This is a genomic window from Streptomyces sp. NPDC033966, assembly GCF_055575955.1.
This window is the reverse complement of the sequence record NZ_JBVIRQ010000002.1, coordinates 596,784-619,538: the sequence shown is the minus strand read 5'-3', so window position 1 is coordinate 619,538 and position 22,755 is coordinate 596,784. Positions and strand designations below refer to the sequence as shown.

General features: G+C 71.8%; 18 protein-coding genes and 2 pseudogenes. 11 read left to right on the top strand and 9 right to left on the bottom strand.

The window, feature by feature from the left end:
* Window positions 1–51 precede the first annotated feature (51 nt).
* Window positions 52–1,386 carry a diaminopimelate decarboxylase gene (lysA, locus tag ACZ518_RS08285; RefSeq protein ID WP_469112205.1) on the bottom strand — a complete coding sequence of 445 codons (1,335 nt, stop codon included), beginning with the start codon at window positions 1,384–1,386 and terminating at the stop codon, window positions 52–54.
* A gap of 17 nt (window positions 1,387–1,403) precedes the next feature.
* Window positions 1,404–1,790 (bottom strand): SAV_915 family protein, encoded by a 387-nt coding sequence (locus tag ACZ518_RS08280; protein ID WP_469112204.1) that lies wholly within the window; start codon window positions 1,788–1,790, stop codon window positions 1,404–1,406.
* A gap of 250 nt (window positions 1,791–2,040) precedes the next feature.
* Here ACZ518_RS08280 and ACZ518_RS08275 point away from each other — a divergent pair.
* The 3 genes and pseudogenes from ACZ518_RS08275 to ACZ518_RS08265 form a co-directional block, all read left to right on the top strand.
* Window positions 2,041–2,338, top strand: a pseudogene (locus ACZ518_RS08275) (SDR family oxidoreductase); the annotation flags it as partial.
* A 70-nt stretch (window positions 2,339–2,408) separates the two neighbouring features.
* Window positions 2,409–4,121, top strand: a complete 1,713-nt coding sequence (locus ACZ518_RS08270) for a serine/threonine-protein kinase (protein WP_469112203.1) — start codon at window positions 2,409–2,411, stop codon at window positions 4,119–4,121.
* Entirely contained in the window at window positions 4,118–5,701 is a 1,584-nt protein-coding gene (locus tag ACZ518_RS08265; RefSeq protein WP_469112202.1) for a serine/threonine-protein kinase, read from the top strand. Before ACZ518_RS08270 ends, ACZ518_RS08265 begins: the two co-directional genes overlap by 4 nt.
* Before the next feature lie 68 nt (window positions 5,702–5,769).
* Here the strand turns inward: ACZ518_RS08265 and ACZ518_RS08260 are convergent, their stop codons facing one another.
* From ACZ518_RS08260 to ACZ518_RS08240, 5 genes are all read right to left on the bottom strand, one after another.
* Window positions 5,770–6,960, bottom strand: coding sequence for a cytochrome P450 family protein (locus tag ACZ518_RS08260; protein WP_469112201.1), 1,191 nt, complete (start codon window positions 6,958–6,960; stop codon window positions 5,770–5,772).
* Window positions 6,957–8,147, bottom strand: coding sequence for an MAB_1171c family putative transporter (locus ACZ518_RS08255; RefSeq protein ID WP_469112200.1), 1,191 nt, complete (start codon window positions 8,145–8,147; stop codon window positions 6,957–6,959). Before ACZ518_RS08255 ends, ACZ518_RS08260 begins: the two co-directional genes overlap by 4 nt.
* Window positions 8,144–8,671, bottom strand: a complete 528-nt coding sequence (locus ACZ518_RS08250; protein WP_469112199.1) for a regulator component — start codon at window positions 8,669–8,671, stop codon at window positions 8,144–8,146. Before ACZ518_RS08250 ends, ACZ518_RS08255 begins: the two co-directional genes overlap by 4 nt.
* A 135-nt stretch (window positions 8,672–8,806) precedes the next feature.
* Window positions 8,807–9,262 (bottom strand): helix-turn-helix domain-containing protein, encoded by a 456-nt coding sequence (locus tag ACZ518_RS08245; RefSeq protein ID WP_469112198.1) that lies wholly within the window; start codon window positions 9,260–9,262, stop codon window positions 8,807–8,809.
* A gap of 446 nt (window positions 9,263–9,708) precedes the next feature.
* Window positions 9,709–10,875, bottom strand: coding sequence for an agmatine deiminase family protein (locus ACZ518_RS08240; protein WP_469112197.1), 1,167 nt, complete (start codon window positions 10,873–10,875; stop codon window positions 9,709–9,711).
* Between ACZ518_RS08240 and ACZ518_RS08235 the strand changes: the two genes are divergently transcribed.
* From ACZ518_RS08235 to ACZ518_RS08225, 3 genes and pseudogenes are all read left to right on the top strand, one after another.
* On the top strand, window positions 10,835–11,599 hold the full coding sequence (locus ACZ518_RS08235) for an agmatine deiminase family protein (protein WP_469112196.1): 765 nt from the start codon (window positions 10,835–10,837) through the stop codon (window positions 11,597–11,599). The two genes, ACZ518_RS08240 and ACZ518_RS08235, sit on opposite strands and share 41 nt — an antisense overlap.
* Complete coding sequence (locus ACZ518_RS08230; RefSeq protein WP_469112195.1) at window positions 11,554–12,135, top strand: TetR/AcrR family transcriptional regulator; 582 nt, start codon at window positions 11,554–11,556, stop codon at window positions 12,133–12,135. The genes ACZ518_RS08235 and ACZ518_RS08230 overlap by 46 nt, the downstream gene beginning before the upstream one ends.
* Window positions 12,136–12,361: 226 nt before the next feature.
* Window positions 12,362–12,514: pseudogene (locus ACZ518_RS08225) on the top strand (SRPBCC family protein); the annotation flags it as partial.
* A 189-nt stretch (window positions 12,515–12,703) separates the two neighbouring features.
* On the opposite strand, the gene ACZ518_RS08220 reads toward ACZ518_RS08225, so the two are convergent.
* Window positions 12,704–13,465, bottom strand: a complete 762-nt coding sequence (locus ACZ518_RS08220) for a hypothetical protein (protein WP_469112194.1) — start codon at window positions 13,463–13,465, stop codon at window positions 12,704–12,706.
* 232 nt (window positions 13,466–13,697) lie between these two features.
* Between ACZ518_RS08220 and ACZ518_RS08215 the strand changes: the two genes are divergently transcribed.
* Window positions 13,698–15,023 carry a polysaccharide deacetylase family protein gene (locus ACZ518_RS08215; RefSeq protein WP_469112193.1) on the top strand — a complete coding sequence of 442 codons (1,326 nt, stop codon included), beginning with the start codon at window positions 13,698–13,700 and terminating at the stop codon, window positions 15,021–15,023.
* A gap of 70 nt (window positions 15,024–15,093) precedes the next feature.
* On the opposite strand, the gene ACZ518_RS08210 is transcribed toward ACZ518_RS08215, so the two are convergent.
* On the bottom strand, window positions 15,094–16,938 hold the full coding sequence (locus tag ACZ518_RS08210; protein ID WP_469112192.1) for a transglycosylase domain-containing protein: 1,845 nt from the start codon (window positions 16,936–16,938) through the stop codon (window positions 15,094–15,096).
* Between the two features lie 569 nt (window positions 16,939–17,507).
* Here ACZ518_RS08210 and ACZ518_RS08205 point away from each other — a divergent pair.
* The 4 genes from ACZ518_RS08205 (at window position 17,508) to ACZ518_RS08190 (ending at window position 22,738) form a co-directional block, all read left to right on the top strand.
* Window positions 17,508–18,659 (top strand): amidase domain-containing protein, encoded by a 1,152-nt coding sequence (locus tag ACZ518_RS08205; protein WP_469112191.1) that lies wholly within the window; start codon window positions 17,508–17,510, stop codon window positions 18,657–18,659.
* Between the two features lie 286 nt (window positions 18,660–18,945).
* Window positions 18,946–20,358 (top strand): family 2B encapsulin nanocompartment shell protein, encoded by a 1,413-nt coding sequence (locus ACZ518_RS08200; RefSeq protein ID WP_469112190.1) that lies wholly within the window; start codon window positions 18,946–18,948, stop codon window positions 20,356–20,358.
* Window positions 20,359–20,456: 98 nt separating this feature from the next.
* On the top strand, window positions 20,457–21,836 hold the full coding sequence (locus ACZ518_RS08195; RefSeq protein ID WP_469112189.1) for a family 2 encapsulin nanocompartment cargo protein terpene cyclase: 1,380 nt from the start codon (window positions 20,457–20,459) through the stop codon (window positions 21,834–21,836).
* 2 nt (window positions 21,837–21,838) lie between these two features.
* Window positions 21,839–22,738 (top strand): geranyl diphosphate 2-C-methyltransferase, encoded by a 900-nt coding sequence (locus ACZ518_RS08190; RefSeq protein WP_469112188.1) that lies wholly within the window; start codon window positions 21,839–21,841, stop codon window positions 22,736–22,738.
* Window positions 22,739–22,755: the final 17 nt, after the last annotated feature.

The window sequence follows — 22,755 nt, the reverse complement described above, 5'->3', positions numbered from 1 at the left end:
CTCCGCAAGAGCGGGGGACAGACGGGGTGCTGATGGCGCTCGCCCACCGGGCTAGGCGCCGATGTCGCGCCGGCGCAGGTCCTCCAGGGTTTCGCGGCGCACGAGGAGCCTTGTGGCGCCCTCGTGGACCGCGACCACCGGAGGCCGGCCCACCATGTTGTAGCCGGAGGCCATCGAGAGCTGGTACGCCCCCGCCACCGGTACGGCGATCAGGTCGCCGGGCCGGACGTCGCCGGGCAGTTCCACGCCGGCGGCGAGGACGTCCCCGGCCTCGCAGTGCCGGCCCACGACCGTGGCCGTACGGGGTGCGGCCGTCCCGGCCCGGCCGATCAGCCGGGGTGCGTAGCGGACGCCGTACAGAGCGGGCCGGGGGTTGTCGCTCATGCCGCCGTCGACGGCGACGAACACCGTGTCCCCGGTGTGCTTCACGGCCAGGACCCGGTACAGGACGACCCCGGCCGGCCCTACTACGGCCCGGCCCGGCTCGATGACGAGCCGTGGGACGGGCATCCCGGCGGCGGCGCAGCTCTCGGCCACCTCGCCGCGCAGCTTGCGGGCGAGCGTGGTGACGTCGAGGGCCGGTTCGCCCGGCCGGTAGGCGATGCCGTGGCCGCCGCCCAGGTCGAGTTCGGGCAGGACGCGGCCGTAGGCGTCCCGGATGCGGGCCATCAGCCCGACCATCCGCCGGAGCGCGGTGAGGTAGGGCTTGACCTCGGTGATCTGGGAGCCGATGTGGCAGTGGAGCCCGGTCAGTTCCAGCTGGGGCTGGGCCAGGATGCGGGCGACGGCGTGCAGTGCGGACCCGTCGGTGAGGGACAGGCCGAACTTCTGCCCGTCCGTGCCCGTGCGGATCTTGTCGTGGCCGCCGGCGGAGATGCCGGGCACCACCCGCACCATCACCTTCTGGCGTCCGTCGGGTCCCACGGCAGCGGCGATGCGGGCGATCTCCGACGGGCTGTCGATGACGATCCGCCCGACCCCGAGCCGCAGTGCGCTGTCGAGGTCGCGCGGTGATTTCGCGTTGCCGTGCAGCACGATCCGCTCGGGCGGGAAGTCCGCCATGACGGCGAGTTCCAGCTCTCCGGCCGAGCAGACGTCCAGGCCCAGCCCCTCCTCGTGGACCCAGCGCACCATGGCGCGGGAGAGGAAGGCCTTGGCCGCGTAGAGGACCTCGGCGTCGGGGAAGGCGTCCCGGTACGTCCGGCAGCGCTCGCGCACCTCGCCCTCGTCCAGGACGTAGACGGGAGTGGCGAACCGCTCCGCCACCTCGGCGAGGTCCACACCGCCGACGGTCAGGCCGCCGTGGGGGAGCCGGGTCGTGGAGGCGGGCCAGACGGAGAGGTCGTCGGTACCGGAGTCCGGCGGGGGTATGACCGGGGTGGTCATCGTGTGGTCCTCCTCTCTCAGGCGGCCGGGGCCGAGGAGACGCCCTTCGGGGCCGGGGCCGGGGCCGGGACCGGTGCGGGCCCGCCCGTGGCGGAGCTCGCCGGGACCGCCCCGGTGACCGCGGGAGCGGTGAACGTCGGGTCGATGGTCAGCAGGCCCACTCCGAGAGGCTCGGCCATCGCCCGCAGCGCCGGCTCGGACAGCCGGATCCACGGCTGCTCCGCGCCGAGGGTGGTGACCAGCCGGTCCGGGCCGGTGAACCCGACGGCGGTACGTGCGCCCAGCGGGGTGCGGAACATCCGCACGACCACCTCCGCCGTTCCCGGCCGGACGGGGACGTAGAGGAGCCCGGCCGGGACCCGTTCCTCAGGTTCGGGGTCGTCGTCGTACTGGAACAAGCACATGGGGCCCTCCTCGAGGAGCCTTGAACGGAAGACGGTGCGTGCCCCGGATGCGCGGGGAGGCGGTCCGGGGCGGCACTCGAAAGCTATGCCCAGCCATCCCCGCTCCGGTGCCGCTGCGGCCCGCCCCTGATGGGAACTTGACGACGAACGACGCAGTTCATACGGATCGCTGACGGCCGGAGGCGGATGTGTCACCAACGCGCCGGAATAGCGGCCGGCCGCGTCAGAGGACCGTCGGCGGACCGGCCCCGTGCCGGTGTCGTCCATCACCGTCCAGACCCATCCGCGCCTCGGCCCCGCCGGCGAGAACCTGGGTGGAGCAACTGCTCAAGGCGAGCGGCATGGCCTGGACGATCCCGCGGCCGACGCAGTTCGCCCCGAACGCCCTGATGTGGGCGGCTCCCATCCGTGACGGGGAGACCGTCCGCGCGCCGTACGCCGAGACCGTGCTGCCGACCATCCATCCGGCGGACATCGCGGCGGTGGCGCGGGTGGCACAGACCGAGCCCGGCCACCACGGGCGCACCTGCGCATTGACCGGTCCGGAGCTCAGGTGGACCGCACCTTGAGCGGTCGGGTTTGGAGGGGTTCCCCTCGGATGGCGAGGCGTTCGTCTGTATGATCCTTCCGCTTCGGGACCGGAAGGTCCCCCACGGGGAGGGGCAGGACGTCATGCATGCAACAGGGCTGTCCGGGCCGTCGTACATAGGTCCGTTCCGGGTGGTGGCAGAACTCGGGCAGGGCGGCATGGGACGTGTTCTGCTCGCCGTGGCCCCCGACGGCCGTCTCGTCGCGGTCAAGCAGGTGCACCCCGAACTGGCCGAGGACGCCGGGTTCCGGGCCCGGTTCCGGCGCGAGGTGGCGGCCTCGCGCAAGGTGTCCGGTGCTTACACCGCCGCCGTGATGGACGCCGATACGGAGGCCCGAGAGCCCTGGCTGGCCTCGGCTTTCATACCTGGCCCCACGCTGAGCCAGGCCCTCGACGCCGCAGGGCCGTTACCCGAGGAAGCGGTAAGGGTCCTCGCGGCGGGCCTCGCACAGGCGCTGACCGACGTGCACCGGGCGGGCCTGGTCCACCGCGACCTGAAGCCGTCCAACGTGCTTCTCACCGAGGACGGGGTGCGCGTCATCGACTTCGGCATCGCGCGCGCCGCCGAGGGGCACACGAAGCTCACCCACACCGGCGCCATGGTGGGCTCGCCGCCCTTCATGGCGCCGGAACAGGTACAGGGTCTCCCGCTGACCGGCGCCGCCGACGTGTTCTCGCTCGGCTCGACCCTCGTCATGGCTTGCACCGGCAGGCCGCCGTTCGCGGGATCGTCGGTGCCGGGCGTGCTCTACAACGTCGCGCACGGCGCACCGGACCTCAACGCGGTGCCGCAGGCGCTGCGATCGTTCATCGAGTCGTGTCTGGCCAAGGAACCGGCGGAACGTCCGTCGCCGCCGGAACTCCTCACAGCGCTCGGCACGGTGACGCCGACGTCCCGCCTGTGGCCCGAGGCGGTACACCGTCTCACGGCCGAACAGCGCGCGAACATCGACCAGTTGGCGGCCGGATCCGACGGACCCGCCGTCTCCGCTGTTCCCCCCGTCACCGCGCCCACCAGGCTCCTGCCCCCGCCCGTCGTGTCCCCGCCGCCGATCCCGCCCGCACCGCCTGCCGCCACAGCCCGGCGCAAGCGCACCTGGTGGCTGGCGGGGGCGGCCGCGGTGGTGGCGGTGGCCACGGTGACGGCCCTGAACTTCCTGCCCCCGGACGGCAACGGCGGAGGAGGGGACGGCGGCCGGACGAGCGCACCCCCGGGGAAGCCGGACGCCAAGGCGCCGAGCGGGAGCGACACCGTCCCGACCCCCGGGACGACGCCCCTGTCGAAGGTCCCCGACAAGTACACGCAGCGGGTGCCCTCGTGCAAGGAGGCCAAGGGCAAGGTCGAGGTGCCGGCGGGCTACGGAGATCCGAGCGGCAACCTCGAGGCCGTCGGTGAAATGCCACAGGGGTCGAACCAGTGCTTCTGGAGCAACCGGTACGGAGACAGGGTCATCGTCTCTTGGGACCGGCACCTCTCGGAAGGCGGCAGGACCGGAGCGGAGCTGGCGAAGGAAAAGTACGAGAGCGGTTTCGCCTCCGCCCGCGGGTCGTACGAGCGCGTCGACGCCGGCGTCGGTGAGGAGGCGTACTGGCAGCGGAACATGGCCAATCTGTACGCGCGGGACATCAACATGAGGCTCAACGTCATCGTGGAGACCACGCGCTACTCCGATGACGAGGCCAGGAACATCGCCAAGGCCGCGGGGAAGTCGGCCCTGAAGCTGGCGGAGTCCGCACGATGAAGCCGCTGGGAACGGCCGACCCGGCGACCGCCGGGCCCTACCGTCTCCTCGCCGAACTGGGCAGGGGCGGGATGGGACGGGTGCTGCTCGGCGCCGCACCGGACGGACGGCTCGTCGCCGTCAAACAGGTACACGCACGGTTCGCCGCCGACGCCGGGTTCAGGGCCCGCTTCCGTCGCGAGGTCACCGCCTCTCGACGGGTGTCCGGCGCGTACACGGCAGCCGTGATGGACGCCGACGCGGATGCCCCGACACCGTGGCTCGCCTCGGTCTTCGTCAACGGGCCCTCGCTGGGCGCGGCCGTGGAGAAGGCGGGCCCGCTTCCCGAGGATTCCGTACGCCGCCTCGCCGCCGGACTGGCCACGGCCCTCGCCGAGATCCACCGGACGGGGCTGATCCACCGCGACCTCAAGCCCGATAACGTCCTGCTCGCCGAGGACGGCGTACGTGTCATCGACTTCGGTATCGCGCGCGTCGCCGAGGGCACGGAGGCGACTGAGCTGACGCAGACCGGCTGGGTGGTCGGCTCGCCCGCGTTCATGTCACCGGAACAGGCCGAAGGCCGCGGACTGACGCCGGCCAGCGACGTGTTCTCGCTCGGCGCGGTCCTGGCGATGGCCGCGACGGGCGAGAGCCCCTTCGCGGGGACGTCGATGGCGGGGACCCTCTACAACGTCGTGCACCTCGAGCCCGACCTGTCCGCCCTTCCGCCGGGGCTGCGCGTGGTCGTCAGGCCGTGCCTGGCCAAGGACCCGGCGGCCCGTCCCACCCCGGCGCAGCTCCTCACACTCCTCGGGCCGGTCGCGCCCGCCGACCGGCCCTGGCCGCCCGCCGTGCACCGGACGATCACCGCCCAGCGGGCCGACATCGACCGACTGCTCGGCGACACGGACCGAACGCTTGTGCCGGCCCTGGCCCCGGCCCTTCCCGCCGAAGCGGGAGCGTCCGCGCCGAGACGGACGCCCGCCCCCACGGCACCGCTGCCCCCGCCCCGTCGGCGCCCCGGAAGGACCACCGCTCTGGTCGCGGGCTGTGTGCTCGCCGTCGTCGGCATCGGAACCGGGGTGTACGCGCTGAAGAGCGACGGCGAACCAGTGCCGCTGCGTTATGCGAAGGCGCCGATCTGCTCCGAGGCGGCCGCCCGACTGCCGTTGCCTGCCCGGACGGAGGAGCTTGACCACTACGACGAGACCGGCACAGGTGCCTCGACCGGCTGCGCTTGGGGAAAGATATTCGGCGACCCCACGAAGGTCAGGATCGTCGGCCTGGTCGACAAGGTCCACGCGTCCGTCGGCTGGGAACTGAAGCGTGACGACAACGAAGCCGAGCAGCAGCGCAAGGAGTTCCGGGAGAAAGCCGCCAAGGAAACCCGGGCGACAGACCTCGGCTTCGGCGACGAGGCGTACTGGAGCGCCCCGTACGTGACGTATCCCGATCCCGCAGAACACTGCAGCCTGAACGTCCGCGACGGCAACCTCGTGGTCCGCGTAGCCCTGGGCGGGGAGGAACACCCCGCATCGACCTGCACGTCGGAGGCCGAGAAGATCGCCCGCGCCGCCATCGCGGCCATGCCCCGCTGAGGTGCCGGGCCGGGCTCAGGCAGGTTGGTGTCGTGTCTGAGCAGGCGGTACGGGAGGTGGCGGCAAGGTCAGGCGAGGGTGAGGGGGAGGGCGGTCAGGCCTCGGGTGAGGCGGGTCCGGCGCCAGGTCAGGGATTCCGCGGGGACGGCCAGGCGGGTGTCCGGGAAGCGGGTCAGGAGGGTGCGGAGGGCGACTTCCGCCTCGGCCCGGGCCAGGGGGGCGCCCGGGCAGCGGTGGATGCCGTGGCCGAAGGAGAGGTGGGCGGCGGCGTCGCGGTCGAGGTCCAGGCGGTCCGGGCCGGGGAAGGCGGACGGGTCGCGGTTGGCGGCTCCGGGGGCGATGAGGACCGGATGGCCGGCCGGGATGTCGGTGCCGCCGATGCTCAGGTCCTCCGTGCTGTGGCGGAAGGTGGCCACGCTCACCGGGGAGTCGTGGCGGAGCAGTTCGTCGAGGGCGCCGGGGATCAGGTCCGGGTCCCGGCGCAGGCGGTCGAAAGCCTCCGGGTGCCGGAGCAGGGCCAGGACGGCGTTGCCGATGAAGTGGGTGGTGGTCTCGTGCCCCGCGACCAGGAGGAGGGCGGCCAGGGAGACCGTTTCGTCCTCGTCCAGGCCGCCCTTCTCGCAGGCGCGCACGAGGGAGTGGAGCGGGCCGTCGCCGGGGAAGGTGCGGGCCGTGTCCACGAGGGCGGTGAGGTAGTCGCCGATGTGGTGTGACGCGGCGTCGATGCGGGCGCTGTCCGTGGCGTCGAAGAGGTCGTGGGACCGGTCGGCGAGGGTGGTGCGGTCGGCCTCGGGAACGCCGAGGAGCTCGCAGACGACGGTGACCGGCAGGGGGACCGCCAGGTCCGCCACCAGGTCCACCTGCGTGCCCGGCCGCCACGTGGCCGTGAGCTCGTCGACGACCCGGGTGATGAAGGGGCGCAGTTCCCGGACGCGGCCGGTGGTGAACAGCGGGGTCGCCACCCGCCGGTGGCGGGTGTGCGCCGGGGGGTCGCTCGACAGCATGTTGCGGGAGACGGCCGGGTGCAGGTCGCGGTCCGAGGGGCGGCCGGCGAAGAAGCGGGCCGTGTCCTTGGACAGGCGGGGGTCGGTGAACGCCTCGCGCGCCTCGGAGTGGCCGGTGATCAGGTACGCGTGGTGGCCGCCGGAGCCGGTGGGGATCCGCTGGACGGGGCAGCCCTCGCGGAGCCGGTCGTAGGTGGGGTAGGGGTCGGCGAAGAAGCGCGGGTCGCGCAGGGGGTCCTGCCGCGGGGCGGTCACGAGGCCGCGCCCGCGCGCTCGGGTGCGGGGCGGCGCGCGTAGGCGTCCGCCACGAGCAGCAGCCAGGCGGTCTCCGCCGGGAGGTCGCCCTTGCGGGAGCGGGTGCCGGCGGCGGGCGGGGCCTCGTCGCCGTCGAGGGGGAGGCCGTCGCGCTTCGCTTCGACGGCCGCGGCGATGACCGCCGCCTCCACCTCGGCGTCGCCCTCGGGAGTGCCGGCCGTGCCCCGGAGGGCGGCCTCGGCGGCCGCGGCGTCCCGTACCGGCACCTGACGGTACCGGCGCAGGGCGAGCACGCAGTCGTTGATCTCGATGACCCGGCGGTGGAGGTGGAAGTCGAGGTCGTGGGAGTCGGCCCCGGTGCCGTCCGGGTCGAGCACGACCTCGGGGACCGCCGAGGTGACCTCCCGCCACAGGGGTTCCAGCGCGGTGAACGAGTTCCGCTCCCAGCGGCGGCGGCGCAGCCGGCTGAGCGGCCACAGCAGGGCGGGGAGGGTGAGTCCGACGGTGATGAGGAGGACCGCGACGGCGGGCGCGGTCACGCTGAACGCGCAGCGGAAGGGGGTCAGCGGCGTCGAGCACCGGGCGTGGTCGGGCACGAGCCCCAGGCCGAGGCCGATGGAAACCAGGGCGAAGAGCTTGTACGCGGCGTAGACGAGGGCGAAACCGCAGCCGACGGAAGTCGTGCGCAGGCCCCAGCGCTGGCTGCGGCGGGTCGAGCGCCTGGACTGGGCCCAGGTCTGCAGCAGGAAGTCCTTGGCCGTGTACCCCAGGTAGGAGATGTAGACGAGCACGTAGCACGCGTACAGCGCCGGGTTCCGTCCGGTGAGCTGCTCGGCGGCGAAGAAGACGGTCATGCCGGCGACGCAGCCCGCGAGGGCGATGACGCGCAGCCGGATCTGCCGGTGGGCCCGCTCGCGCTCCAGGTTGAGCTGGAAGAGGAAGGCGAGGACGGAGGTGGCCGCCGTCAGGGTGAAGGTGTTGCTGAGGAGCCGGGCGACGTGGGGGACCACCGATTCGACGGCGTGCTCCACGGCGGGGGCGTAGGAGGCGAAGGCGAGGGCGAACGAGGTCAGCAGCGCCGCGATCGCCCAGGTGCCCGTGGGGCGGTGTCCGCCGCGTCCCCGCACCCAGTAGACGGCGAAGCACAGCAGCACGACGGCCGTGCCCGTGAAGAGGATGTCGATCATTTCCGGTGGCGTTTCTTCCTGTGTGGCTCGGCGAACAGTGCGTCCCAGCTCTCGGCGCCGCTGGCGGGCCGGCTCGACGGGCTTTCGCGTCCCCGGTACATGAGTTGTCGGATCACGCTGGCCATCACCTCGGCCTCGCGCTCGTCCTCGCTGGTGTAGCTGGTCCGGCCGGACATGCGCTGGACGAGGGTGGGGTTGAACCCGATCGCGCGCAGGGTCTCCTGGTCCAGTTCGAGGCTGCCGGGGTGGTCGCAGATGATGTGGCTGATCTCGTGGGCCAGGATGTGGTTCTGGTGGAGGGGGGAGGTGGCCTCCTCGTAGAACAACAGGTCGGCGTCCGGGGTCTCCAGACGGATGCCGCACGGGGCGTCCACGGCGCCCAGGGTGCTCAGCGGGCGCAGGACGATGGGGCGTCCGCGCAGTTCGGCGACGGCGTCGCGCAGATCGCGGGTGCTGAAGCGGTGCGGGAGCCGAAGCGCCTCGACGCGCGCCTCACACGTGGCGCGAAGCTGCTCAAGGTCCATGTGCCCCCATGCTGACATGTTCGCGATTCCGATTCGAGGGCGGGGTCGGGAAACGCCTGCCGCCCCCCTGGCGAAGAGCGGCCACAGGGGGGTGTGTCGGGGCGGGCGTCGTCCGGTCGCCGACCGGCGCGCGGTTCAGTCGTCCAGGTTCAGGTCCTGCTCGGGGTCGTCGGTGGTGAGTCCTTCGAGCTTCCGGGCCTGTTCGATCACGGTGGACAGCATCTTCAGGCTGTCGACGCTCAGGCCGTTGGCGCGCAGGGCCACCTTGCGGACGTCCTGGTCGCGCATGGCGGCGAGGAGGCCGATCTCGGCCATGGTGCGTTCGGCGGCCGCGCTGTCCACGAAGTAGCCCGCCGGCACGCCGAAGAAGTCGGCCAGGGCCTTGATGGTGTGCCTCGTCGGGTTCCGCTTGGCGCCGGTGCGCAGTTGCTGGATGGCGCTCGCCGTCACCCCGCGCCCCTCTCCGCTCGCGGCCCTGCGGATCCCCTCGGCGACCTCCGCGTAGGTGTAGGGCCCCCGGGACGGGGGGTGCACCTCGCGGAAGAGGTGGTCCAGGAGCTGGGCGAAGGTGGGCGACTGGTCATCCTCCACGTACACGGCCTCCTTGGCGTGATGCCGAGCCTTTGCCCACCACAGTGTTCCTCGGACCCCAACTGGAGGGCGCGGGCAACACTTTGGTTGACGCCTGACGGTTACTCTGGTGTACGTTACCAATGCTTCTCCGCCACTGAAGTGTCGAGGGGGGGCGGCGGCGGCGCGGGCACCGGGTCGGGTTCGAGCTTCACGGGGGTGAGCTCGGCCGACGACCCGGGCCTGCCCGTCGTGCGGAGCCCGGGGCGCGCTATGGTTGGGTGCGAGGCCCCGCGTCATCCCCCGTGCGCGGGGCCTCACTTGTCTGCGTACCCACCCGCGTCCCGGCCGCGCGAGCCCGGTCGCTCAGACCGCCGGGAAGCCTCCGAGATGCCGGGCGGGGGCGTTCGTGCGCAGGAGGCCGGCCGCCCCGCCGGGCGGCGTCGGGCGGCCGACCCGGGCGTACGTCAGGCGGCGGGCTTGCCGGGCTGGTCGTGGGTGGAACAGTGGATACCGCCGCCGCCCGAGGCGATCGTGTCGATGGAGACCGGGACCACGTCGCGCTTGGGGAAGTGCTCCCGGAGGATGCCGCGGGCGCGGTCGTCGGCCTTGCGGTCCCCGAACTCGGGCATGAACACCGCGTCGTTGGCGATGTAGAAGTTCGCGTAGGTGGACACGAAGTCGTCGCCGCGGCCCGTGATGCGGTTCAGGTCGGGCTGCGGGAGGTCGATGACCTCGAAGCGGCGGCCGCGTGCGTCCGTCGCCTTCGACAGGACCGACTTCGCCTGGTCCGCCGAGCGCGACCAGGAGTCCGGCGGGGTACTGGGGTGCGCGCGGTCCAGCAGGACGACACCCGGCTCGGTGAACCGTACGAGGCTGTCGACGTGGGCGTCGGTGATGTCCTCGCCGCGCACGCCGGCCAGCCAGATGACCTTCTCCACGCCGAGGGTCTGCTTCAGCTCGGCCTCGACGGCGTCGCGGGACTTGCCCCGGTTGCGGTTGTCGTTGACCATCGAGCTCTCGGTGACCATCAGCGTGCCCTCGCCGTCGGGCTCGAAGGAGCCGCCCTCGGCGACCAGCGGCGCCTGCACCCGGGGGATCCCGTACTTCTGCAGCAGCGCGCGCCCGACCCGGGCGTCGTTGCCGTGCGTCTGCTTGTTGCCCCAGCCGTTGAAGTTGAAGTCGACACCGGTGACCTTGCCCCCTTCCTCGACGAACACGGGGACCGTGTCGCGGGCCCAGAGGTCGTCGACGGCCAGCGGGATGACCTCGGCCTGGGAGCCGACGGCCCGCTGCGCCGCCGGCACCTGCTCCGGGCGGGCCATCATGACCACCGCCTCGTACTTCCCGACGGCACGGGCGATCCTGGCGATGTCCTCGCGGACGTAGCGCAGGTCCTCCTCCCACACCCCCGCGGCCAGGGCCGGCCAGGACATGAAGGTGCGGGTGTGGCTCTCCCACTCGGCGCCCAGGCGGCGCCCGGGGGCGCCGGACGCGGACCGGGCCGAGCCGGCCGGCGTACCGGACCGCAGGGCCGGCTCGCCGGGACCGCAGGCCGCGGAGCCGACGGCGAGGGCTCCGAGAGCGGAGAGGGTGCGCAGGACGGTCCGGCGAGCGGGGGGCGGGTTCGTCACGGAGACTCCGATCGTGGACCGGCGGGACAGGAACGCCGCGCCGGGACGGACGCGGGGGCGCGACCAGGCGCTCGGGCCCGGACCTACGGCAAGGGTGCGCGTCGACCCCGCGGTCGGCCGTTCGGCGAGAAACGAGAAAGCGGAACGGCCCGATGGCGCCACTCTGACACTGACTGGATTTTCAGTCAAACCGCGACGCGCGACCCGGCGCCAGCCGGTCGGCTACGAGGAGACCAGGCGGGTGCTGGAGAGGGCCACGGACGCCCGCGGCCGGCGCCTGGCCGTCACCGAGCTCCCCAGCCCCGACCGGAGCCGGATCCGGGGCAAGGGGGAGGAGTGCCTGTCGAGTTACACCAACTACTACACGCCGAACGGCGCCGTCATCGTCCCGCGGTTCGGCGCTCCGTACGCCGACGGCACGGCCCACGCGATCCTCCGGGCCGCCTACCCGGCCCGCCAGGTGGTCCAGGCCGACATCGACGGCATGGCGGGCGGGGGCGGCGGCATCCACGGCGCCACGCAGTCGCAGCCCGTTCCGCCGGCGCTCCGATGCCCACCGGGGTGCCCCGGCGGGCGGGCGGCGCACCGGTCGGGGGGCGGGCCGCGCCCGGCGCGGCCCGAACGCCCGGTGACGGGCCGCTTACGTCCGGCCGGGAGCGCCCCGGTAAGGTGCCGAACATGGCGTCTCGCAGCACTCAGATCCTCGAAGCGGCCGCCCGGGTGATCGCCCGGCGCGGGGTCCGCGGGCTGCGCGTGGAAGAACTCGCGGCCGAGGCCGGGGTGTCCACCGCCCTGATCTACTACCACTTCAAGGACCGCACCGGGGTCCTGCGCCAGACCCTGGAGTTCATCAACGACCGCGCCGAGCGGTACACCGCCGACCGCGACCCCTCCGAGCCGCCGCTCTCGCCCCGCCAGGAACTGGAGGAGACCCTCCTGCTGGAGCTCCAGGACACCGTGGAGGTGCGGGAGAACAGCGCGGCCTGGGGCGAGCTGCGGGCCAGCGCCGTCTTCGACGAGGTGCTGCGCGAGGACCTCGCCCGGGCCACCCTGGTGTGGGTCCAGGAGGTCGCCGCGTTGCTGGGCCAGGTCCAGCCGATGGTCCCGGCCTCGGCGCTCGCCGCGGCCGCCGAGCGGCTCACCGCCCTGCTGGAAGGGCTCAGCATGCGCTGGCTCAGCGGCGGCATCAGGATCGGCCACGCGCGCGAGCTGATGCTCGGCGCCATCGACGCCGAGCTGGCCGGGCTCAGGCAGGGCTGAGACCCCTCCCCTCCCCGCCCTTGATGACGGGGGCGTTTTGCCGCCACATCTACTGACTGAATGTTCAGTCAGTGCCCAGAGTGAAGCCCCTGTGTTCGAGGACGGCAGTCGGCTCGCGGCCGTCAGCGACCCCCTTCGGGGAGCACCGTCGCCGCGATACCGCGCCCGGAGCGGTCCTGCCCGCGGCGGCGGCCCCGGTGGCACCGGAACCGGCGGTCCCCGCCGGCTCGAACCCGAGGGGCGCGGCACCCGCCTCTTCCTCGTCCACGAGGGCTTCGACCCGGACGACCCGATGCAGATGATGGCCCGGAAGATCATGGGAAGTGGCTGGCGCACCCACGTCATGGATGCACTGATCCGGGTGGTGGAGGGGCTCTGACCCGCCCCCGGCCGCCCCGGTCCCGTTCGATTACTGGTTCGAGCCGTGGAAGCTCTGGCAGGAGCGGACGGTCAGCGAGGCGCTGCCTGGCGCGCCGGCGTCCGCCGCGCCAGGGTCGCCAAGGGCGGCCGCCGGACCCTGGCCCTTCGGCGCTGCCGCCCTCGAACCGGTGTGACCGCCCCGGGGCACCTACCGCAGCAGGGCGCGGGCGAGCGCGGTCATCACGGTCTTGGTCTTGGTGTCGCCGGTCGGCGGCGGGGTGAGGCCGCGTTCGCGCAGGGCCCCGTCGAGCAGGTGCTGCGCGTCCGCCGCGTCCTCCAGGTCCGCGCGTACCGAGACCTCGACGAACCTCAGCCCGCCCCCGGTGGTCCACTCCTCGACGGCCACCGACCGGGGCAGCTCCTCCCACTCCTGCTTCCACTTGACGGCGTGCACCGGGCCCAGTGCCGTCAGGCCCTCGAGGCCGCCGTCGGTCACGCCGGCGGCGCCGAGCAGCTCCAGCTGCTCCTCGATGAGCAGCCCGCCGGGCGGACCGGGGTCGAGGGAGGCGGCGAAGCCCACCTCGGCCTGGAGCGAGGCCGACACCACGTGATGGAAGGCGGGCGCCGCCCGGTCCTCTTCGATCCGGTACTCCCACTCCTCGCCCTCGCGCCCCTTCAGCCAAGGAGGCGGCAGCAGATCGGGACACGGACGCAGTTTGACCGTCATGTCCGCCTCGTCCTTGGAGCCGTGCCCCTCCCGGTCCCGGCGCAGCCGCAGGATGACGCCCCGCTCCAGCAGCGGCAGCGAAATCGTCTCGCCGGAGGTCTTCGCGGGCCTGTCCCAGAAGTGGACGGAACGGCGCCGGCCGTCGTCGCGGTCGAGGCCGAGGGCGTCGAACGCCGCAGCGGCCTCCGTCCCGGCAAAGCTGACCTTGATCTCGGCGGCCTCGGCCGCGGGGGACTGCGTCATGGTGCCGTTATCGCCCCGTCGGCCTCCCGGACCCCTGTGCTCCGGCACTGCGGGCGGCAGGATTCACCCGAGTGCCGCACTCCGTTGCCACGAACGGCCGCCGGGCTGTGGATCGGCTGTGAAAGGGTGCTGTACGGGGGGTGTGGTACGGGTCGCGTGCCAACAAGTTCTATATTCGTACGAAGCATCCATGCGCGGCCCTGCTGCGGAGATTCAGGGGGGTACGACCGCGATGGCCGAGAACGATGCCGCCGCCGGTGCCCGGGCCAAGTCCCGTACGGCCCGCAAGGCACGCCGTACGGCCCGCAACCGCAAGCGCCTCGGCATAGCCGGCGCGGTGCTCGTCATCGGCGGGGCCGCCACCGCGTTCGCGGTCGGGCTCTCGGACTCCTCGGACGCGCAGCGCGACGCACGGCTCTCGTCCCCGGCGGGCGCGGGCGGCCTGACCGGCGGCCCAGGCGCCGGCAAGGGCCCGAAGCCGAACTGGGACGGCAAGGTCGAGGTGCTGGGCGACGGCTCCACCTCCTACACCGGACCGCAGCCGGGACAGCTCAAGCCCGAGAAGCTGAAGCCGGGCGAGAAGCCGCCGCAGTTCGTGGTCTTCTCCTGGGACGGCGCCCTGGAGGGCGACGACCACCTCTTCTCGCACTTCCGTCAGGTGGCCAAGCAGAACAAGGCCCACATGACCTTCTTCCTCACGGGCATCTACCTCCTGCCCGACGCGAAGAAGTCCCTCTACCGCCCGCCGCAGCACGGCCAGGGCGCGGCCGCCATCTCGTACCCGACCGCCCCGCACGTGAAGGACACGATCCAGCAGCTGCGCGGCGCCTGGACCGACGGCAACGAGATCGGCTCCCACTTCAACGGGCACTTCTGCGGCCCCAAGGGCGGCGGGGACTGGAGCCCCGAGGAGTGGAAGAGCGAGATCGACCAGGCCTACGGCTTCATGAAGGCCTGGAAGACCAACACCGGCTTCAGCCGCGAGGCGCCCCTGCCCTTCGACCCGGACCGGGAAGTGGTCGGCGGCCGCGCGCCCTGCCTGGAGGGGCAGAAGAACCTGATCACCGCGATCAAGCCGTACGGCTGGCGCTACGACGCGAGCTCATCGGGCGACTTCCAGATGTGGCCGTCCAAGATCGACGGCATCTGGAACTTCCCCCTCCAGCTGGTCCCGCTCCAGGGCAAGGAGGTGCAGGTCCTCTCCATGGACTTCAACTTCCTCTACAACCAGTCCGGCGACAGCACCCAGGGCGACCCGTCGAAGTTCCCCGCGTGGCGGGAGCAGGTCCGCGGCTCCTACATGAACGGCTTCAACCGCGTCTACAACGGCAGCCGGGCCCCGATGTTCATCGGAAACCACTTCGAGGACTGGAACGGCGGCATCTACATGAAGGCCGTCGAGGACGTGATGAAGGACGTCTGCAACCGCCCGGACGTGCGCTGCGCCTCGTTCCGGGAGGTGGCGGACTGGATGGACGTCCAGGACCCCAAGGTCCTGGCCCAGCTGCGGATGCTCGACCCGGCGCAGGCGCCGGACTGGAAGTCGATCGTCAAGTAGGACCGGAAGACGGAGAAGACGGAGGGGCCGGGCGGCGCACGCCACCCGGCCCCTCCGTCCGCTGTTCCGGCTACTTCACGGCCTTGGCGTAGTCGGCCCACAGGTCGACCGCCCGTGCGCTGCCGGGCTTCGCGGGGGCGTCGCCGCCCAGCCCGGTCAGCGGCAGCGGGATCAGGTCCAGCAGCGACATCCGGTAGACCACCACCGCCGTGGTCTCCTGAGCGGTGGTGCCCACGAACCAGCCCGCCGTGTTCGCCGCGGTCGTGCCGGTCTTGCCCGCCGCTCCCGGCTGGGCCTTGGCCGCAGACTTGGCCGAGCCCTCGCTGACGGCCGCGCGCAGCGCATCCGTCACCGTCCGGGCGGTCTTCTGCGACATCGCCTTGACCGCCTTCGGCGGGTCGAGCGGCACGGCGGCGCCCGCCCGGGTGGCCGAGCGCACCGAGTAGGGGTCGGTGTGCATGCCGTCCGCCGCGAAGGTCTGGTAGGCCCCGGCGATCCGGATCGCGCTGGGCTTGGAGTTCTCCCCGAGCGCGAAGGTGGGGATCCGCGGCCCGAGGCTCGACGCGAGCAGCCCGGAACGCTCGGCGTACGCCTCCACCCGGTCGAGCCCGACGTCGAGGCCGAGCTGGAGCATGGGGGTGTTGACGGAGTTGGCGACGGCCTGCTGCAGGGTGATCTGCCCCCAGCTGCGGTCGCCCTCGTTGTGCCCCTTGAGGACCTTGCCGCTGCGGTCCCAGTACGGGCCCTCGGGCGTCTGCACGGTCGCCTGGTCGTTGCCGTCGTAGACGCTGGTGGGCGAGACGGGCGTACGGGCCTGGCCGCGCGTGCGCAGCACCCCGTCCTCCAGCGCGGCGGCGTAGACGAGGGGCGTGAACACCGTGCCGGCCGGGATCGTCGTCGCGTTCGCCTCGTTGAAGCCCTGCTTCAGGTAGTCGGGGCCGCCGTACACCGCGAGCAGCCGGCCGTCGCGGGCCACGCTGGCCGCGCCGATCTTCGCGAACTTGTCGGTGTCGGGACGCCGCTCGGGGTCGAAGTCCTTCTGGGCCTGCTGGACCGCCGCGGTCAGGGCCGCCATCCGGTTCTTGTCGAAGGTCGTGTAGATCTGGTAGCCGCCGAGGTCGAAGTCGGACTCCTTGAGGTGGCCGGCCTTGATCGCGTACGCCTTGGCCATCTCCACCAGGTAGCCGTTCTGCGCTCCGGGCATGCCCACGAGGGAAGCGTCCGAGGGCTCCGGGAACTTCGTGTAGGTGGCGCGCTCGGTGGCGGAGAGGTGGCCGGTCTCGACCATGCGGTCCAGGATCCAGCTCCAGCGCTCGACGGCGCGGGCGTGGTTCTCCTTGCCGAGCGAGGGGTCGAACAGGCCGGCGCCCTTGAGGAGGGAGGCCAGGAAGGCGCCCTCGCTGGCGTTCAGCTGCGACACGTCCTTGCCGTAGTACGCCTGGGAGGCGCGCTGGATGCCGTACGTGCCGCGCCCGAACCAGCTCGTGTTGAGGTAGTCCTCCAGGATCTGCTTCTTGCCCGCGCGGCTGTCCAGCTTCACGGCGAGCAGCAGCTCGGTGAACTTCCGGGACAGGGTGCGGTCCTGGTTCAGGTAGGCGTTCTTCACGTACTGCTGCGTGATGGTGGACCCGCCCTGGGTCTCACCGCCCGTCAGCGCGGCGCGCACGGCGCGCAGCACGCCGGACGGGGAGACTCCTGGATCGGAGTAGAAGCTGGCGTTCTCGGCCGCCAGGACGGCTCCCTGGACCTTCTCGGGCACCTTCTCCAGCGGCATCTCCTGCCGTTGGACCCAGCCCGTGCGGGCCATCGTCGACCCGTCGGACCAGTAGTAGACATTGTCCTGCTGTGTGGCGAAAGAGTTGAGGTCGTCGGGTATGTCCGTCGTGGCGTAGGCGATTCCGACGAAGCCGGTCATGCCGACGATCAGGTACAGGAGGGCGCCCAGCCACTGGCGGCCGGAGGGTATCCACCTGCGCCAGCCGCTGCGTCCCGGCCGCGGGTACGCCGGACGCAGCCGCCGCAGCGCCGGGCGCGCCTTGTCGAGGGCCGGTCCGAGGAGGGGGGCGAGGCGGCTCGCCAGGCCGGAACCGGAGGGCGCCCGGCGGCTCCGGGCCTTCCTGCGACGGCCCGCGGGGGCCGCGCCGCCGTCCCTCGGGGCCGCGCCACCGCCCTTCGGAGCCGCGCGCCTGCCCCGTGATCGCCCTCTTGAGGACATGTCCTGCCTGCCCACTCCGTATGCCCCCTGTGCTCCGCTTCCGCCTACACCCTAGATGCATTTCCTGTGAAGGCGGTGAGGAGGTGGTGGGAACCGGAGTGCGGCGCCGGAGCGTCTCGCGATGCGGAATCGGAGTCACGCGGCCGGGCGGTCCGGGCGATCATTGCCGGGCAACAGGGGGCGAAACGGAACGCGGCCACACGGTCGCCCAGTTGTGCGAAGATTCCGTCCTCCCGGTCTGTGTGGACCGGGTGACAAGGGGATACACAGTGATACCTAAGAGGTTCAGGCTGGCCGCCATAGGGGCCCTGACCGTGGCCATAGCCTCCGGCAGCCTGTTCGCCTACTCCGCGAGCGCGGGCACGGCGGAGGACGCCGACCGCGCCACCGCGGACGCCTTCGCCCGCATAGCCGACGACGTGCTCTCGCAGCGCACGCAGGCTCTGGTCGACGGCCGTGTGAAGCACCGGGACGCGGCGCCTTCCTCCAAGAAGAAGGCCCGCCTGTCGGACAAGCTGAAGAAGGACGAGGGCGCGGCGATCGCGTCGCTCAAGTCCCGCAAGACCCGCCTCGCGGAGCTCGGTGAGGCCTACACGGCCGCCGACACCCGCGTCGAGGTGGACAAGGCGACCATCACCGGGGGCAAGGCGACCGTCCAGGTCACCGAGCAGACCACGCTCACCTACAAGAAGGTGCGCGGGGACGAGCCGGACACCACGGACTTCAAGACGCGTTACGAGCTGACGCTGACGGGCAAGAAGGGCGGCTCCTGGGAGCTGACCTCCATCAAGTCCCAGGACAGCGCCAACGCTCCCGTCGCGGTCAACGAGCCCGTGGCCGCCAAGGTCGCCGCCACCGTCAAGGACGACGGCAACCAGTACCCGGACGGCACGCCCGCGTCCACGACGTACCCGGCCCCGGCGCCCAAGCCCAAGACGCTGACCGGTGGCGCGTACGACTACAACGCCATGGCGAAGTACGCCGAGAAGTACTGGAGCAGCTACAACCCGGCCTACCGGAAGTTCAGCGGGAACGGCGGTGACTGCACCAACTTCATCAGCCAGGCGCTGAAGGCCGGCGGCTGGAAGCCCGTCCCGGGCTCCTCGTCGGACTACCGCAACTGGTGGTACGACGGCACCCGCCAGTCCGACTCCTGGGTCGGGGTGAACGAGTGGGCCTGGTTCACCCTCTCCAACGAGCGGGCCGCGAACCTGGCGAACGTGTACCAGATGGACATCGGCGACATCCTGCAGCTGGACTTCAACAAGGACGGGTCCAAGGACCACTCCATGATCGTCAGCTACCGCAGCCGTGCGGGGATGCCGTACCTCACGTACCACTCCACCAATACGTACCGTAAGTCGCTCGCGAGCATCATCGCGTCCTACCCGGACGCGCGCTACTTCGCGTACCGCACCTGACGGTCGGCCCCTGAGCCCCTCCCGCCGGCGAAAGCCTCCCCGGCGGGAGGGGCTTTTTTTCGTGCCCGACCCGGCCGAATACCGTCGTCGGCCGCGCCAAACCTCCCGCCCATCAAGATCACTGCATCGAGGTAATGCCATCGGCGTTTCAAGGTCATCCGGGCGCACCGGCCGTTACTGTCACTCGAGATCTGGACGGATTCCCGGATATTCGCCCTCTTTTTTCCTTTTCACCGGTTACGTGCGCTTGTGCCCGTCACCGCGCTTACGAAGGAGAGCTCGTCGCATGACCGTTGACACCAGCCCGGAAGCCCAGCTGGATCCGCCGCAGCAGTCCAGCCTGAGCACCGCGGCCGCCCGCAACCTTGCCAGCACGACCAAGTCCGCCCCGCAGATGCAGGAGATCACCTCCCGGTGGCTGCTGCGGAGCCTGCCGTGGGTGGAGACCAAGGGCGGCACCTACCGGGTGAACCGCCGGCTGAGCTACACCGTCGGCGACGGGCGGATCGAGTTCGTCCAGGACGGTGCCGCGGTCCGGGTGATCCCCCGGGAACTCGGCGAACTGGCCCTGCTGCGCGGCTTCGACGACCTGGAGGTGCTGACCGCGATCGCAGGCCGGTGCGTCCAGCGCGACTTCCGGGCCGGCGAGGTGCTCGTCGAGCGCGGCGCCCCGGCCGACCAGATCCACATGATCGCCCACGGCCGGATCACCCAGACCTCCATCGGCAAGTACGGCGACGAGGTGGCCATCGCCACCCTCGCCGACGGCGACCGCTTCGGCGAGAACGCCCTGCTCGACGGCGACGCCGGCTGGGACTACACCGCCACCGCAGAGACCCCGGGCACCCTGCTCACCCTCTCCCGCAGCGAGTTCGCCGCCGTGCTGTCCGCGGCGCCGACCCTCCAGGCCCACATCGAGCAGTTCAGCTCGCTCCCGCACCAGCGGCAGAATCGTCACGGCGAGGCCGAGATCGCCATGTCGGCCGGCCACACCGGCGAGTACGAACTCCCCACCGCCTTCGTGGACTACGAGCTCAACCCCCGCGAGTACGAGCTCTCCGTCGCGCAGACCGTCCTGCGGGTCCACACCAGGGTCGCCGACCTCTACAACGGCCCGCACAACCAGACCGAGGAACAGCTCAGGCTCACCATCGAGGCGCTGCGCGAGCGCCAGGAGCACGAGCTGATCAACAACCGCGAGTTCGGCCTGCTCCACAACGCCGACTTCAAGCAGCGGATCCAGACGCACTCCGGCCCGCCCACCCCGGACGACCTCGACGAACTGCTCTGCCGCCGCCGCGGCACCAAGTACCTCTTCGCCCACCCCAAGACGATCGCGGCGATCGGGCGCGAGTTCAACGCGCGCGGGCTCTACCCGGACCACGTCGACGTCGGAGGCCAGCAGGTCCCGGCCTGGCGCGGCGTGCCGATCCTGCCCTGCAACAAGATCCCGATCAGCAAGCAGAACACCAGCTCCATCCTCGCCATGCGTACCGGTGAGGACAACCAGGGCGTCGTCGGCCTGCGCCAGACCGGTCTGCCCGAGGAGTACGAGCCGGGCCTGTCGGTGCGCTTCATGGGCATCAACGAGCAGGCGATCATCTCCTACCTGGTCACCACCTACTACTCCGCCGCCATCCTGGTGCCCGACGCCCTCGGCGTCCTGGAGAACGTACAGATCGCCCGCAGGCGCGACTAGAGGACCTGCCCACCGGCCGCGCCCCCCGGCCCACCCCGGGCCCGGCCGAGCACGCCCGGGATCCGGGCCACCTCACCGACCTCACCAAGGAGCCACGGATGCCCGACCCCGGGCCTTCCCCTCTGCAGTCGAGCCTGCCCTCAGCCGCCGCGCACTTCGGGGCGCACGTCCTGGCCGACACCCTGAGCCTGGGCCGGGCCCCGGCCGGCGCCCCGGTCGCGGAAGCCGCCGCGGCCGAAGCCGTCCCCGGAGCAGCGGTCGCCGCGACGCCCGTCGTCACGGCCCCCGCGGCCACCCGGCCCGCCCTGCCGTCCGCGCCCCTCCTGCCCTTCGGCACCCACACCCCGCCGGCGGCCGCGCCGCCGGCGGGTGAGGGAACGGTACGGCAGGCCGGCGAGGCCCTGCAGCGGATCATCCGCGGGCCCAGCGGTCTGGGCACGACCGCCCTGCACCTCGCCCGGCCTGAGGGGCCTCCCGCGCCGTCGGCCGCGCCGGCGCAGGGCAGGCCCATCCCCGGTCTCTACCACCACCCGGTCCCGGAACCGGACCCGGTGCGGGTGGAGGAGGTCAGCCGCCGGATCAAGCGCTGGGCGGTGGACGAGGTCCAGGCGTACCCGCCGGAGTGGGAGGACCAGTTCGACGGCTTCTCCGTGGGCCGCTACATGGTCGCCTGCCACCCGGACGCCCCGACCGTCGAGCACCTGATGATCGCCACCCGGCTGATGGTCGCCGAGAACGTGGTGGACGACATCTACTGCGAGGACCACGGCGGCTCGCCCGTCGGTCTCGGCGGAAGGCTCCTGCTGGCGCACACCGCACTCGACCCCGTCCACACGACACAGGAGTACGCCCCGGCGTGGGAGGAGTCGCTCCTCTCGGACGCGCCGCGCCGCTCCTACCGCTCCGCGATGGAGTACTTCGCCCGGGCGGCCACCCCCTCCCAGGCCGACCGGTTCCGGCACGACATGGCGCGGCTCCACATGGGGTACCTCGCCGAAGCCGCCTGGGCCGAGACGGAGTACGTCCCGGAGGTGGCCGAGTACCTGGCGATGCGCCAGTTCAACAACTTCCGGCCCTGCCCCACCATCACCGACACCGTCGGCGGCTACGAACTCCCGCCGGACCTGCACGCGCAGCCCGCCATGCAGCGGGTCATCGCGCTCGCGGGGAACGCCACGACCATCGCCAACGACCTGTACTCGTACACCAAGGAGCTCGACGCCCGCGGCAAGCACCTGAACCTGCCCGTGGTGATCGCCGAGCGCGAGGGCCTGTCCGACAAGGACGCCTACCTGAAGGCGGTCCAGGTCCACAACGACCTCATGCACGCCTTCGAGGCGGAGGCCGCGCAACTGGCCGCCGCCTGCCCCGTACCGACCGTGCTGCGCTTCCTGCGGGGCGTGGCCGTCTGGGTCGACGGCAACCACTACTGGCACAGCACCAACACCTATCGCTACAGCCTGCCCGATTTCTGGTAAGGATGGATTTATTCGTGACCAGCACTGATCTCACCACCAACCCCTCCGTCGGCTCCGTGCACATCCCCGCGCCGACGACGCCCTACCAGGGCGACATCGCCCGTTACTGGAACAACGAGGCCCGCCCGGTCAACCTGCGCCTGGGCGACGTCGACGGCCTTTACCACCACCACTACGGCATCGGCGACATCGACCACGCCGCCCTCGGCGACACCGAGGACAGCGAATACGAGAAGAAGCTCATCGCCGAGCTGCACCGGCTGGAGTCGGCCCAGGCCGAAGTGCTCCTGGACCACCTCGGCCCCGTCGGCCGCGACGACACCCTCGTCGACGCCGGCTGCGGCCGCGGCGGCTCGATGGTGATGGCCCACCAGCGCTTCGGATGCAAGGTCGAGGGCGTCACCCTGTCGACCAAGCAGGCCGACTTCGCCAACCAGCGCGCCCGCGAACTCGGCATCGAGGACCACGTCCGCGCCCGCGTCTGCAACATGCTGAACACCCCCTTCGAGACCGGCCAGGCCGCGGGCTCGTGGAACAACGAGTCGAGCATGTACGTCGACCTCCACGACCTCTTCGCCGAGCACTCCCGGGTACTCGCGGTCGGGGGCCGCTACGTGACCATCACCGGCTGCTGGAACCCGCGTTACGGCCAGCCCTCCAAGTGGGTCTCGCAGATCAACGCGCACTTCGAGTGCAACATCCACTCCCGCCGCGAGTACCTGCGGGCCATGGCCGACAACCGCCTCGTCCCGCAGGCCGTCATCGACCTGACCCCCGACACGCTGCCCTACTGGAAGCTGCGCGCCACGTCGTCCCTGGTCACCGGCATCGAGGAGGCGTTCATCAAGTCCTACGAGGACGGCTCCTTCCAGTACGTCCTGATCGCCGCCGACCGCGTCTGACCAGGCTCTGAGCGGGC